Source organism: Magnetococcales bacterium (assembly GCA_015228935.1).
Taxonomy (GTDB): Bacteria; Pseudomonadota; Magnetococcia; order Magnetococcales; family DC0425bin3; genus HA3dbin3.
The window spans coordinates 18,392-31,932 of sequence record JADGCO010000022.1 but is presented as its reverse complement, the minus strand read 5'-3'; the positions used below and the strand labels follow the sequence as shown (position 1 = coordinate 31,932).

At 55.3% G+C, this 13,541-nt stretch carries 17 protein-coding genes and 1 tRNA gene; 6 read left to right on the top strand and 12 right to left on the bottom strand.

Going from position 1 to position 13,541, the window contains the following annotated elements; genetic code table 11:
- Window positions 1–162: 162 nt before the first annotated feature.
- Together HQL65_07625 and HQL65_07620 are read right to left on the bottom strand one after the other, a co-directional pair.
- A complete protein-coding gene (locus HQL65_07625; GenBank protein ID MBF0136093.1) occupies window positions 163–1,350 on the bottom strand; it encodes a phosphoglycerate kinase in 1,188 nt (395 codons plus the stop codon).
- The gene (locus HQL65_07620; GenBank protein MBF0136092.1) at window positions 1,347–1,877 is read right to left on the bottom strand and encodes a hypothetical protein; all 531 of its coding nucleotides are present in this window, start codon (window positions 1,875–1,877) and stop codon (window positions 1,347–1,349) included. Before HQL65_07620 ends, HQL65_07625 begins: the two co-directional genes overlap by 4 nt.
- Before the next feature lie 108 nt (window positions 1,878–1,985).
- Between HQL65_07620 and HQL65_07615 the strand changes: the two genes are divergently transcribed.
- From HQL65_07615 to HQL65_07605, 3 genes are read left to right on the top strand one after another with little or no spacing between them, the layout of a single operon-like run.
- Window positions 1,986–2,684, top strand: coding sequence for an outer membrane protein assembly factor BamE (locus HQL65_07615; protein ID MBF0136091.1), 699 nt, complete (start codon window positions 1,986–1,988; stop codon window positions 2,682–2,684).
- A 14-nt stretch (window positions 2,685–2,698) separates the two neighbouring features.
- Window positions 2,699–3,418, top strand: a complete 720-nt coding sequence (locus HQL65_07610; GenBank protein ID MBF0136090.1) for an MTAP family purine nucleoside phosphorylase — start codon at window positions 2,699–2,701, stop codon at window positions 3,416–3,418.
- A 38-nt stretch (window positions 3,419–3,456) separates the two neighbouring features.
- Complete coding sequence (locus HQL65_07605; protein MBF0136089.1) at window positions 3,457–4,722, top strand: amidohydrolase; 1,266 nt, start codon at window positions 3,457–3,459, stop codon at window positions 4,720–4,722.
- Between the two features lie 51 nt (window positions 4,723–4,773).
- Here HQL65_07605 and HQL65_07600 read toward each other — a convergent pair whose 3' ends face one another.
- Both HQL65_07600 and HQL65_07595 read right to left on the bottom strand, forming a co-directional pair.
- Window positions 4,774–5,025: a hypothetical protein gene (locus HQL65_07600; protein ID MBF0136088.1), complete on the bottom strand. Its 252-nt coding sequence runs from the start codon at window positions 5,023–5,025 to the stop codon at window positions 4,774–4,776.
- Window positions 5,026–5,253: 228 nt separating this feature from the next.
- Window positions 5,254–5,340: transfer RNA gene (locus HQL65_07595), tRNA-Leu, on the bottom strand.
- Window positions 5,341–5,544: 204 nt separating this feature from the next.
- On the opposite strand from HQL65_07595, the gene HQL65_07590 reads away from it, so the two are divergent.
- Together HQL65_07590 and HQL65_07585 are read left to right on the top strand one after the other, a co-directional pair.
- On the top strand, window positions 5,545–5,772 hold the full coding sequence (locus tag HQL65_07590; protein ID MBF0136087.1) for a type II toxin-antitoxin system HicA family toxin: 228 nt from the start codon (window positions 5,545–5,547) through the stop codon (window positions 5,770–5,772).
- A gap of 5 nt (window positions 5,773–5,777) precedes the next feature.
- Entirely contained in the window at window positions 5,778–6,050 is a 273-nt protein-coding gene (locus HQL65_07585; protein MBF0136086.1) for a type II toxin-antitoxin system HicB family antitoxin, read from the top strand.
- A gap of 90 nt (window positions 6,051–6,140) precedes the next feature.
- Here the strand turns inward: HQL65_07585 and HQL65_07580 are convergent, their stop codons facing one another.
- The 7 genes from HQL65_07580 to HQL65_07550 form a co-directional block, all read right to left on the bottom strand.
- Window positions 6,141–6,350, bottom strand: coding sequence for a hypothetical protein (locus HQL65_07580; protein ID MBF0136085.1), 210 nt, complete (start codon window positions 6,348–6,350; stop codon window positions 6,141–6,143).
- Between the two features lie 470 nt (window positions 6,351–6,820).
- Window positions 6,821–6,892, bottom strand: coding sequence for a hypothetical protein (locus HQL65_07575; GenBank protein ID MBF0136084.1), 72 nt, complete (start codon window positions 6,890–6,892; stop codon window positions 6,821–6,823).
- On the bottom strand, window positions 6,889–7,026 hold the full coding sequence (locus tag HQL65_07570) for a type II toxin-antitoxin system HicA family toxin (GenBank protein ID MBF0136083.1): 138 nt from the start codon (window positions 7,024–7,026) through the stop codon (window positions 6,889–6,891). Before HQL65_07570 ends, HQL65_07575 begins: the two co-directional genes overlap by 4 nt.
- Window positions 7,023–7,226, bottom strand: a complete 204-nt coding sequence (locus HQL65_07565; protein ID MBF0136082.1) for a type II toxin-antitoxin system HicB family antitoxin — start codon at window positions 7,224–7,226, stop codon at window positions 7,023–7,025. Before HQL65_07565 ends, HQL65_07570 begins: the two co-directional genes overlap by 4 nt.
- A 289-nt stretch (window positions 7,227–7,515) precedes the next feature.
- Window positions 7,516–7,932 (bottom strand): hypothetical protein, encoded by a 417-nt coding sequence (locus HQL65_07560; GenBank protein MBF0136081.1) that lies wholly within the window; start codon window positions 7,930–7,932, stop codon window positions 7,516–7,518.
- Between the two features lie 48 nt (window positions 7,933–7,980).
- Window positions 7,981–9,441 carry a hypothetical protein gene (locus HQL65_07555; protein MBF0136080.1) on the bottom strand — a complete coding sequence of 487 codons (1,461 nt, stop codon included), beginning with the start codon at window positions 9,439–9,441 and terminating at the stop codon, window positions 7,981–7,983.
- A gap of 124 nt (window positions 9,442–9,565) precedes the next feature.
- Window positions 9,566–10,198, bottom strand: a complete 633-nt coding sequence (locus HQL65_07550) for a response regulator transcription factor (protein MBF0136079.1) — start codon at window positions 10,196–10,198, stop codon at window positions 9,566–9,568.
- A 361-nt stretch (window positions 10,199–10,559) separates the two neighbouring features.
- Between HQL65_07550 and HQL65_07545 the strand changes: the two genes are divergently transcribed.
- Complete coding sequence (locus tag HQL65_07545) at window positions 10,560–10,781, top strand: hypothetical protein (GenBank protein MBF0136078.1); 222 nt, start codon at window positions 10,560–10,562, stop codon at window positions 10,779–10,781.
- Window positions 10,782–10,933: 152 nt separating this feature from the next.
- On the opposite strand, the gene HQL65_07540 is transcribed toward HQL65_07545, so the two are convergent.
- A complete protein-coding gene (locus tag HQL65_07540; GenBank protein MBF0136077.1) occupies window positions 10,934–13,438 on the bottom strand; it encodes a PBP1A family penicillin-binding protein in 2,505 nt (834 codons plus the stop codon).
- Window positions 13,439–13,541 lie beyond the last annotated feature (103 nt).

Sequence of the window (13,541 nt, the reverse complement as noted above, 5' to 3'; positions counted from 1 at the left end):
GCAAAATAAAAAAAAGCTGAGAACACCACTCCCTGGTCTTCTCAGCCGAATCCGAATCTCCCCTGGGGGGGTGGGGAGCGGAATTTACCGGCGATCAAGGTTGCCGGAGTCGCGACGGAACCAATCCTTATCCCATCGTTTCAAACCTCGAACAAAAACCCATCATGCATCAGTCAGGGCAATCATGCCAGGAAGTTCTTTGCCTTCGAGAAGTTCGAGGAAGGCACCACCACCGGTGGAGATGTAGGAAATCTTGTCGGCGACACCGGCCTGCTTGACGGCGGCATCGGTATCCCCGCCACCGACGACCGACAAGGCACCACTGCCAGCCACGGCCTTGCCCAGTTCCACGGTTCCCTTGTCGAACGGCGGGGTTTCGAACACGCCCATGGGACCGTTCCAGATGATCGTCTTGCAACGCTTCAGGGCCTCGGAAAACTCCTTGATGCTGGCGGGGCCGATGTCAAGGCCCATCCAGCCGGCGGGAATGGCATCCACCGCCACGACCTTGGTCTCGGTCCCGGAGGCAATCTCTTTGGCAATGACGGCATCGACGGGGAGGAGCAATTTGACGTTTCTCTCTTTGGCCTTGGCCATGGCGGAACGGGCAATGTCGAGCATTTCCGGTTCGACCAGGGAGTTGCCCACTTCATAGCCCATGGCCTTGAAGAAGGTGAACGCCATGCCGCCGCCGATCATGATCAAATCGACCTTGGTCAACAGCGATTCGATGACGCTGATCTTGCTGGAGACCTTGGATCCACCCAGAATGGCCGCCAAAGGCCGGTCGGGGCTGGTCATGGTGCGGTTGAAATAGTCGATCTCGTTCGACATGAGCAGGCCTGCGACCGCCGGCTTGACATGCTGGGTGATGCCGACGTTGGACGAATGGGCACGATGCGCGGTCCCGAAGGCATCGTTGACGACGACATCGGCCAGCTTGGCAAACCCTTCGGCCAGTTTGGCGTCGTTTTTGGTTTCGCCTTCGTAGAAGCGGACGTTCTCCAGCATGAGAACATCACCCGGCTTGAGGGCGGCCACCAGCTTTTCCACTTCGGGTCCGACACAATCCGGAGCCATGGTCACGGGCTTGCCCAACAGTTTGGCGAGACGCTCGGCAGCCGGTTTGAGGGAGAGCTTGGGATCCTTCTTGCCCTTGGGACGGCCCATATGCGAAGCCAGGATCAACTTGGCACCCTTTTCCAGGGCCAACTGGATCGTGGGGAGCGCCGCCCGAATCCGGGTGTCCTTGCGGACCTGCCCCTGCTCATCCAGGGGCACGTTGAAGTCCACGCGCATGAAAACCCGCTTGCCTTTGAGATCGACATCCTTGATGGTGAGCTTTTTCATGATGTTCTGGTATCCTCTGGGAAATTGTCACTGGGAAACATCGCCTGAATCGCTGCGAGCAGGCGCTGGATGCGCGGATCGTTGGTCTGGGCGTCTTGCAGGTTCAGGACGTTGCGACCAATGGCGGCATGCAACGGTTGGGGATCACGAACCGCCAGGGACTCCAGATAGGCATTGCGGCGTCCGGTGGCGTGTCCCAGGAGCTTGCGCATCCGACTGGCCATGCGTATATCGCTGACCCCTTGTTGACGCAAGGTATTGTCAAACCCCTCGAACATGATTTCCCACAAAAGCCTGATTCTGGTCTCATCCTCCGGCTGTGCCCGCCGCCGCCAGACCGAAAGCTGCACGGCCACCAACAGCACCAACACCTCAAACCGCAGATTGAAATCGTCGGGCAAAGCCAGCCAGTCGGTCCCGGTCAACACCCGGGTCTGTTCGACCAGTTGATCATGACGCGCCAGAACCTCGGCGTGCAAGGCCCGTGACCGCTCTCTTTTCTGCTGAAACCGTTGCCAGGAAAACATAAGCGCTTTGCTCCGGATCCTTGGGAGATTATCATACCCGAAAAATGTGTTACCTCAAAGCTGGAGAGGCACCCTTGCCGCCTCACACCCGAACGAGTCAAAAGGCATATGATCGGACCATTGCGTCGCATCTCTTTTTCACTGGCACTCTCCCTGGCCGTGGTTTTGAACCTGGTGCTGGCATCCTGTCAAACGATGGTCCAGGAACAGGGGAACATTCTGGATCCCCAGAAGGTTGCCCAACTCCGTGAAGGACGTTCCACCCGCAAGGAAGTCCTGGATTTACTGGGAAGTCCGACCATTGTCAACTCTTTCAAGCCAAATCGGTGGATCTATCTGCAAGACAGCCGCTTCGACAAGTTCCAGGCCGTCAACCGGCTGGAAGTCGAATTTGACCAGCGGGGGGTGGTTCGCTACATCACCCGCAACTTCAGCGATGAAGTCTGGAACGCCCAACAGCTCTCGGCCCCGGAACAAAACCGTTCGTTTCGTTATTTCCGGAATCTCATGGAAAACGACGTGCGCGACCTGACCCCCAATGCCCCGACCAGCCGACGGGTTCCCCTGGTCGCTGCCGCCCCGGTACCGGAACGCGCATCACAGAAACCGGGGTTTTTCCAGCGTCTGTTTTCCCGCTGGAAGTCCCAACCCGCCCGACCTGAAACACCCCTTGCACCTGAAGAGCCTGGATGGTGGCGGGGAATCTGGCCGTCCGATCCAACGGATCCATCCCGCAAATCCCCGACCTCTACCCAGGGGAGCGACAACAACTCTCAAACGCCGTTTCCATTTCCCTTGCCGCAATGAACCCTTCCCCGTTCATGCCGCGCACGGCTCTCATTGGTGGAACCAGTCTGCTTGAATCCCGCAGGTTTCGCAATGCCGAGCGCCGGGCCGTGGCCACCCCGTATGGCGAAGTTTACCTGCTTTTCCAGGCCGGGCTGATTTTTTTGCAACGCCACGGTCTGGATGCCTACACTCCGCCCCATCGGATTGACCATCGCGCCAACATGGCCGCCCTGCAAGCCGCCGGTGCCGAACAAATCCTGGCCGTGGGTTCCGTGGGCAGTCTGCGACGGGACATTCCCCCGGGAGCCGTGGTTTTTCCGGATGATTTTTACGCCCCGCATCTGGCCATCACTTTTCATGACGATTTCCGGGGGCATCGGACCCCGGGTTTTGCCGGTCCCTGGCGGGAGCGTTTGCTGGCCCTTTGGCGACAGCAGGGCTTGCCGGCTCCGGTTGATGGGGGCACCTATTGGCAGACCCTGGGTCCCCGTTTTGAAACCCCTGCCGAAATTCGCGCCCATCAATCCCTGGTCCACATTGTGGGCATGACCCTGGCCGCCGAATGTATCCTGGCCGGCGAGTTGGATATTCCCTATGCAGCCCTTTGCATGGTAGACAACTACGCCAATGGTCTGACCGATCACCCCCTGACCTACGCCGACTTCAAGGCGCAGGTTCAGACGAATGAACAAAATCTTGTGCAGGGTGTGGATGGCCTGCTTTCAGCCTTGCAGCAGGATTTTGCGTCATGAAGCCGTATCTTCCCCCTCAGCCTGCGGAATGAGACATCATGCAGCTTTTCATCAAGGATGCCCGACTTCTCGATGGCCGAATGGTTCAGATCCAGATTGACAAGGGTCTGATAGCAGCCATGGATGATTCCCTGCCGGCACCTCCCGTTGATACGGCAATCCTGGATGCCCGGGGTATGGTGGTGACGCCCGGTCTGGTCAATGGACATACCCATGCCGCCATGACCCTGTTGCGGGGCTATGGCGATGACATACCCCTCATGGACTGGTTGCAAAATCGCATCTGGCCAGCCGAAGCCAGAATGACCGAGGCCGACATCTACTGGGGCACCAGACTTGCCTGTCTGGAGATGATCCGTTCGGGAACGGTGCAGTTTCATGACATGTACTGGCATAACCATGTCGTGGCACAGGCTGTGGACGACATGGGTCTGCGGGCCGGGATTGGAGCCGCCCTCCTGGATGTGGCCGGTCCGGAACAGGGGGACCGGTTGCAAGATTTCACCATTCAACTCTTCAGCGAAACAGACCGCTATTCCCACCGGATTCAATTCGAACACGCGCCACACTCCATCTATGCCGTGAGTGAAGCACGTTTGCGTTGGTTGGCGGAATTTTCAGAGGAACATGGCAGCCGGGTACACATTCATCTTTCCGAAACGGCCCGGGAGGTGACCGAATGCCAGGTGCAACATGGCATGCGACCGACTTTTTATCTGGATCGGGTCGGTCTGCTCAATCCCCGGGCCATTCTGGCGCACGGGGTTCATCTGGATGCGGCAGAGCTGGACCTGATTGCCGAACGCAACGCCACCCTGATCACCAATCCTGTTTCCAACATGAAGCTGGCGGTTGGGGGCACCTTTCCCTATCAGGAGGTGGCCCGGCGGGGCATCAATCTGGCCCTGGGGACCGATGGTGCCGCATCCAACAACAGCCTGGACCTGTTCCAGGAGGTCAAATTCCTTTCCCTGCTGCAAAAGCATGAATCCAAGGATCCCACCACCCTGCCGGCCCGCGTGGCCTGGAAAATATTGACCGGTGCCCGGGCACCGATTTTTGGCCAATCCGGGCGTATCGCCCCTGGAGAGAAAGCCGATCTTCTGCTGTTGAACCTGGACCAGGTGGAGATGATCCCGCCCCACGACCTGACTTCCAACCTGATCTACGCGGCCACGGGTCATGTTGTGGACAGCGTGGTGGTGGATGGTCGGGTTCTCATGCGGGGTCGGCAAATCGACGGCGAAGAGGAGATTCGCCAGGAAGCCATCGCTCGGGCAAAGGCCCTTTGTGAAGAGAGATGAGAATGCATTGCCCAGACAGGATTTTTTTTGGGAACGGTCGGAATGGCCGGATTATTTCTGGGAACCATTCTTGAATGAATAGGCGACGAACCTTTGGCTGAAGTTGGGCAGCAGCCGTTCGACTGGTTTGGGCAGAAAGCGCCCGCGCTGTTCCGCCTCGAACAAAAAGTCCATCAATGCGGAAAGTCTTTCATAATTGGGCTTGGTATCTCGCAGAATATGGGATACCGGTCGAGGTACGGTCATGCCTTCGACCAGGTGGAGATAGCCGATGATTTCTTTTGCCACTTGCAATATTTCCATATGCGCAAACTTCCCTGACATCACATGCCACGAACATGCCAAACCATAGACGCGACAGAACACACCCGGATATGGTCTCGACCCCATCCGATCATGCCTGGATTTTCGCTGTCATCAACGAACGAAGAACACCTGCGAGAGAAGCACCTCAGGTCAGCCAACCGTTCTGGAACAGGCAGAGAGTCCTGTTCCTGCGAACCTGAAATCACCCATGGAAGAACCGGAAACTGGTGCCGGGGGTGGGAATCGAACCCGCATGCTGTTACCAGCGCCAGATTTTGAGTCTGGTGCGTCTACCATTTCCGCCACCCCGGCAGATGATAGGTGAACGTTAGCAAGAGTTGGGGGAGGAGTCAATACCGATTATTTCGACTCCCTGCCAGGTGAACGCAACGACCAGATGGACCTTGTCTCCGGATTGGACGATCACGAAGAGTCCCAGGTTCACGGTCCTGTCTGAATCCAAAATCAAGGAATTTAAATTGAATGGCGTAACGTAACCGTATATCATTGCACAGCATGGATAAAGTAGAAAATCTGTTGGCGATGGCAAAACGGAACCCCGAGGGTCTCTCCTTCCGGGACTTCGATGCCTTGCTGGTTGGTTGTGGGTTTCGGTTTGATCGCCAATCCGGCAGCCATCGCATCTATGTCGCACCCAAAGGCCAGCGTCTTTCAATCCAAAACCGAAACGGCATGGCAAAGAGGTATCAGGTCCGACAGGCTATCAAAATGATTGAGGAGTGACCCTCATGAGTAGTAATAAAGACCGTATTGATGGTTACACAGTGGAAGTTTGGGAAGATGATGACGGAGATTGGATGGCGTGCCTGGTGGAGATGCCATCCATCTCCGCTTTTTCAGATTCACCAGAGGCGGTTGTTGTCGAATTGGAAACTGCGTGGCAAGCCGTGAAGGAGAGCTATCAGAAAGCCGGTGAGGTAGTCCCGGTTGCGCCAAGCCGCAGAACCTACAGTGGTGATCTACCGAACATTGACACGCGAGGGTTGTGCCATGGCCACTGACGTTCACCTGACCCCGGAGCTTGAAAGCTTTGTGCGTGGCCAAGCTGATTCATGAGGGCATAAACCCAAACGTTGGTATCCACGAACGAATCAACGTTCATGCAACATCTCCCTGGGAAGGATGACGACCTGATCGGTGGGAAAGATGCGATAGTTGGGCGATTTCATTTGGAGTGGTCTTTCCTCTATTTCGTCCAGGGGAATGACAATCACTTCCACTCGCCGGTGATGCAGATGAAGGGGCAATTCCACGGTCAACCGCTCCGGGGCGTCATCAACGATTTCACGCAGGGCATGCATGGGGTTGATCTCCTCCATTATGGGTATTGAACCTGCTGCATCGTATCATACCATATTTTACACCCGCTGCTTTGCATATTTGCCCCCAGAGCCAGGGCAATCGCACTTGAAATTGGCATGCATTCAAAATAATCTATTGTAAATCAATACTATGGATTGTTTCGCCACATCCTGGTCACATCTATGATATCCGAGGATGAAGCTCGTGATCAGGGTGGACTGAGCAGGACACCGGATATACCCCCTCCGGGGGATTCTGTCAATCATGTCCCGTGAAATTCTACGCCCATCCCTGGAGAACTCATGCCAGGGGTTTGGTGGCTGATTCCATGAAAATCAAGAAAAAATCCCGCCCTGTCTGAATCCTTTTGGATTTGAACAGATGTCGGGACTTTTCTCTATTTCGATCCATGTCATTGATGATATATTTCATGTATATATGAAGAACATGAATCAATTAATTATTAAAATCATTCGAATAAACCAGAATGCGTTCCGGTATGAACAAGGACGAGACGATGCTCAACTTCACGCCAGATCAAAAGCCAGTCCGAGTTCCCTCCGTCGTGGCCTTATGAAGACGGACATGGCTGCCCCTTTGGCGAAGGACAACCCAGCCATCCCTGCGCAATGCTCGGATAACCACATCGCCACTGAGGCTGGGCACAATCGTCATACGGCAATTTTCAGGGTTTCGGCCTGGGGTGAAAACGACCTGTCGTCCTCTACAGGTTCCAGGTAGAGGTCAATGGCCTCGCGAATGTTCTCCAACGCTTCTTCACGGGAATTCCCTTCGCTGATGCAACCCGGCAAGGCGGGAACAGTCACGGTATAACCGCCTTCCTCGCTTGGTTCCAGTACTACGGTCAGTTGCATGTGATCTCTCCTTGCCGCCGGGTTGGTATGTCATTCCAGACCTCATCGTCGGCGTTGTCCCAAACGTGGCGCATGGACTCCTCCTGGACCGCCATCAAGCCATCTTCCCCGGCATCCTTCATCTTGCGACCTGCTCGCCGCATGGTACCATGATAATCTTATTTCTGAAACAAAAAAAATCCCGCATCTGTTCGAATCCCTTTGGATTTGAACAGATGTCGGGATTTTTCACAATTTCGATCCATGTCAGGGATGACAGATTTCTTGTCTGTCTGAACGGATTGCCGGATTATTGCCGCTGCAAATAATATATTTCATTTGGTCTGCCGCCGTGGAAACCGGCACCACCAAGCAGGCGCACATTACCGGATTTGACAAGATTTTCCAGTATTCTTGTTGTGTTGCCTCCATCCTCTGCCGTAGATAAGAATGTCCATCTGTGATCGCCTGAATTATCGACCCGGCAAAGCAGATACACTGTGATGCTGCCGCTTGTATAACGCACCACTGCGCCATCGACTCCAGATATATCGGATGGGCGGCAATCGACATTGAGCAGACTGTTGATGGCCTGCGTATTGTTGATATCTATGGCCTTGGAGAGCCATTGGGGTTCGGCTGCCTGCCCGGCAGCCCCACCCAACAACACGGATGCACCCAACAAACCTGCGAAAACTGAGCTGATTTTGCTGATGGTCTTTTTCATGATAATTTACTCTCCTTTGGTTGGTTTAAAGACATGATGAAAAGTTGATTATTTATACGAAAGAGGTTGTGGAGCGTTAAGCATTTGACATATCACATCACAGACGTAAGGTGTTGATCCGGAAGTAGTCGAACCAGATGTGGTCGAACCGGACGTGGTTGACCCGGAAGTGGTCGTACCGGAAGAAGTTGACCCGGAAGTGGTCGGACCAGAGGTGGTCGTGCCGGAAGGAGTTGACAAGGGTGGTCTCAGGACCGTCATCAATTGATCGGTATTGATGGCACCGGAATTGATGTTGGTCGCGAGCGTCCTGGCTTCGCTTCTGACCTGGGTGAGTATGCTCGTGGTCGTGTCCGAATCGGTGATCTGCAAGGCCTTCGCCACATCGGATTCTTTCATTCCCGCGGCAATCTTGTTGGTCGTATAGGCCTGTTGGAGTTCGAGGAACCGTGGATTGGCGCTATCCATGAGCAGGACGTTGCCAACGGCATCAAGACCCTCGGCACGTAGGTTCGTGGAGACCGGCACGTCGGCCATGCGTGTCTGCATCTCGGCAGCGGTGACCTGGGTTCCCTCGTTCCTGTTGACCAGGGCCGCCATATTCGTGGCAAGCGTGGTCTTGACGGTACTGGCGGGTATCTCCTCACCGTTTTTCCTGGTCACGGCAAGCTGGTTGGTGGCGGTTTCAAGTACCACCGTCGCTTCATGCGTCTTCACAATGCCAGTCAGCTTGGCCAGTTTGTTCTGGGGTGCTTCCGCATCGGTCATGTTGCTCACCACCCCACCCACACTCTTGCGGGCATCGATCTTGCCATCGGACAGATCGGTGCCCAGATGGCGCACGATACTGCCCTGGAAATCCTCGATATTGTTGGTGCCGTTCATGCTCATGGCCGTGCGCCGGATCAGCTCACCCTCGGCTTCCGAGGCCTTGGTGAACGACGAGGCAATCTTGGCCGTGATGCGAGAGGTGATGATATCGAGGTCGCCATCCTCACCATCCACGTTCAAACCAAAGTTTTTCGTCATGCTCTTGGCCAGCGTGGCAAGATTGCCCGCATTGACGGATGTGAGTTTACCCTGGGCATTCTGCGCCGCCGTCGTCAACAGGGTGGACATGACGGAAACATTGGCCGTGGTCTGCGAGGCGGAGGTGACCAGAGTGGTCAGCGGATAAGGAATATTTTCGCCGGTCGTCGTATCGACACCATCCGTACCCACCTGGATGATCCAGGGCAAGGGCTGGCTGGTCGGTATTGCGACCGAGTAGGTGCCATCGTCGAGCGTTTTGCTGGTGGCACCGGCAATGACATTGCCATCACCGTTCTTCACCGTGATGCTGCCCCCCTTGACCGGGCCTTCGATGGCTGACCCGGATATGGTGACCGAGCTGCTTGCCGCACTCTGGGTGGTTCCGTCACCACCGCCCCCCCCGCCGCCGCATCCCCCCAGCATCCAGGCACCCATGGCTGCCATGACCGACAATTGCAGTGCAGATATTTTTTTCATCGAGATTCCTCCTGAAGTTGGTTATGAACAGCCACGAACAAGACACAAAAAAATACCAATAGTATATAAAACATCGGAAAACATGCTTAATTTTTTCTGAAAATAATAGACATGCAAACCCGGATCAGATATCCATTTCCTGCTCCCTGGCATAACGGATCAAACCCGCATTGTTTTCGACCTGCAATTTATCCAGGATGCGGGTACGATAGGTGCTGATGGTGCTGGGACTGAGACTCATCTCTTTGGCAATCCTGGAGATGCCGTGCCCGGCCACCAGACGACGAAACACAGAATACTCCCGATTCGAAAGCAGTTCGTGTGGGACGGCAGGCATTTCATGCCCCAATTGCCGGGCCAGTTGTTCCGCAATCTCGGGGATGATGAAACAACCCCCGTTCGCAACCTGGTGCATGGCCTCTATCAGTTGCCGGGAAGCGGTCTTTTTGGTGACAAAGCCCCTGGCTCCGGCCTTGATGAAACGCATGGCCAGGGTTGCCTCGGCATGTACGGCGAGAATCAATACCCGGGGAGGATGAGCCAGCGTCTTGAATCGCTTGAGAAGTTCCAGACCATCCATGTCCGGCATGGAAATGCCCACCAGAACGATATCACAAGGTTTCTCTTGGAGTTCTGCCATGGCCTGACGACCATTGTCAGCCTCGCCCACCCATTCGATATCGGCCTGTTCGGCCAATATGCGCCGCAAACCATCGCGCATGATGTGATGATCATCGATGACAAAGACCCGGATCATCCTCCCCACTCCCCCCCCCAATCAACCTGTCGCCAAACGTGACAACACCGCAAGAGTCGTGCAAGCCTCATGGCGGCCACATTTGACGGCGAGGGTAAACCGGATCCGGGACGGGTTCCATGAAAAAAAATCAATATTATTATCTAAAAAACACTATAATTTTGTAGAAAAACAACGACACTGTCGTTATTATGCCTACAACAAACCAGACTGCGAACCTATTTCCGTATTGGGATTGAACCATTTTCTTTCTACCCGAATCGGAGAGAGGTGTTGTATCCTCCAGGGAAGGATTTTGTCATCAGGAAAGTCGAGGAAATGGCGGATGGCATAGTCAAGGTATGGTTGGTGGAGAAATAACATGAAATTTGGGACTGCACCGGATCTGACCGATGAGGAAAAACAGTTCATTGCACGAACCGAAAAACTGGCGGACAGGATTGTTGCCAATCGCAAAATCAATCCTCCCACTGAATACTTCAAGGGCGAAGAAATGTTGGGGGGTAAATTTTATCCCCCCGGTGTAAAGGTTCCTCCAAGTGTCTGGGAACAAATGAAGGCATCCGGGGAGATCGAGTACTGATGGGGATTTGGGTGATGATCTCCATTCCGCCCTTTGTCTGGTGTGCCTCGACGCCGGGGGGGGATACTCCTGCTGGGAGATGACAGACGAGACTGCATTTGAATCAATCCTGTTCCCTGTCAAAAGCCACTGGCGGGAGTTGTCATTCAAATTCAATAATATTCCCGATCAAAATCCACCGGCGGGGGTTCCTCTCCTGATGAGGAAGGGTAGGCGGAGGTCAGGGGGCCTTCGTTGTCCTTGAAAGCTTCCAGAACGATCCGGCGGGCATCGGGGGCCGGGGGCCGGCCTGTATTGGGATCGACCGCTTCCAGATGGATGCCGCTTGGCACCGGAAAGTCGGTGATGGGGCGATTGGCCAGAGCCGCACGCATGAAATCAATCCAGATGGGCAGGGCGGCCCGGGCACCGGTCTCACGTGCCCCCAGGGTGGAGTTGTCGTCATTGCCGACCCAGACGCCGGTGACCAGGGAGGGACTGAATCCCACAAACCAGGCATCGCGCATGTCGTTGGTCGTTCCGGTTTTGCCGGCCAGGGGACGCTTCAATACCGTGGCATCATGACCGGTGCCGTTGGTGATGACCCCTTTCAGCAGACTGGTGACCTGGTAGGAGGTCTCCTTGGAGAGTCGCCGTCCACCATACAGGGCGTTTTCCTTGCTGTCGGTGTCGGCCAGGGCATCGCGGGCCGGCTCCTGATGGCAGAGCTGACAATCCCCGCCGCTGTGGCGCTGGATCGTGCGACCATACCGGTCCTGGACCCGGGAAATGTAGACCGGCGGAATCAACTTGCCACCGTTGGCAAACACCCCATAGGCGGAGGTGATTTTCATGGGGGTAAACCCGACCGTACCCAGGGCAATGGAAAGATCCCAGCGCGAGTCGGGAATGGTGAGTCCAAAGCGTGCAATTATCGGTACCGCCTCGTTCAGACCAATATTTTTCAACAGACGAATGGTGACCAGATTGCGGGAGTGTTCCAAAGCAACCCGCAAGGTCGTCGGACCAAAAAATTTGCGTTCGTAATTTTCCGGACGCCACACTTTGATCTCACCGGTATCCGGATCCCGATACGATAGGGGGATCGGGCTGTCGTCGATCATCGAAACCGGGGTATAGCCCTTTTCCAGGGCTGCGGCGTAGATGAAGGGTTTGAACGAGGAACCGGGTTGCCGCTGGCTTTGGGTGGCGCGATTGAACTCGCTGCGTTGAAAATCATAGCCTCCCACCATGGCGAGAATTTCGCCGGTATGAGGGTCCAGGCTGACGAGCGCCCCTTCGGCCTCGGGATCCTGGGCGAGCTGGTAGAAGGCATTCTTGCCGGAGGGTGGCTCCAGAAGAATGACATCCCCTGGCTTGAACGCATCCTGAAGACGTTTGACCGCATTGCCGGGTATTTTTTTGTCGTTGTCCTGCCGCAGGCGGACCCATTTTGTCCCTTCCAGGGTCAGGGTCACTTCCTGGCCTTCCACCAACAAAACCTGGGCCTGTGTGCCATGGGGATTGATTTTGGTCACCAGACCCTTCAGATAGATGCCGACCTGTTCCAGATCCGAACGCGGTTGCATCTTGGCGCGTTCTTCTGTCAGCCAGGCACTGATGGAAGCGGGATCCATTTTTTCCAGGTACGTGGTTGGGGTGCGGTAACCATGGCGACGGTCGTACTCGATGAGACCGCGCCGCATGGCAGCCTGGGCGGCACGTTGCAGCCTGGGATCCAGGGTGGTGTAGACATCGAGTCCACCCCGTTGCAAATGCTGGACACCCCATTCGGCCTTGATCGTGCGGCGCACATGTTCGAGGAAATAGGGGGCCACCTGTTCCAGGGGAATCTGCGGACGGGCCAGACCGAAGGATTTTTCTGCGGCCTCTTTGGCCTCGTCAGCCGTGACCATGCCCAACTCCACCATCCGGTTCAAGACCAGTTTTTGCCGGGCACGCGAGGCGTCAGGATGCCGCCATGGATCAAGACTGCTCGGGGCTTTGGGCAATCCGGCCAGCAGGGCCATCTGGCCCAGATCCAGCTCGGAGACATCGCGATCAAAATAAATGCGTGCCGCCGCTCCCACGCCGTAGGCCCCGGCACCCAGATAAATTTGATTGACATACAATTCAAGAATTTCATTCTTGCTGAAACGTTCCTCAATCCGCAGGGCCAGGAGAATTTCCTTCACCTTCCGTTTGAGGGTGCGTTCTGAACTCAGTAAAAATGTCTTGGCCACCTGCTGGGTGATGGTGGAGGCTCCCTGCGAAAACCGCCCGGCTTTGAGATTGGCCACAATTGCCCGGGCAAATCCCACCGGATCGACGCCCGGGTGCAGATAAAACCGGGAATCTTCAATTGCCAGAAAGGCGTTGATCAACATCGTCGGCACTTCACCACTGGGGACAAATTGCCGCCGTTCGAGAAAAAATTCTCCCAGGAGCTGATAATCCCGGGCATAAACCCGCGTCACCAGACTCGGATGATAGTCGGCCAGGCTGTTCAGGGTCGGCAAATCTTTTGAGTAACGATTGTACAGGGTCAGCCCATAGCCGGCTGTTCCCAGAAAAATCAGCAAAAGCAGCAACAGAAACCGCTTGAAGCCGCTTTTTTTTCTGGGGGGCGGTCTGCCCTTGGCGGGCCGGACCTTGTTGGCAGTTTTGGTGGCAGCCATGCGGTAGGTGTCGATAGATTGGAATCGTCAGATTAGAGAAACTTGACCCCGATGATTGGACCATCCACGGTCCAGACCATCAAGAATCGGAAACATTCCGGGA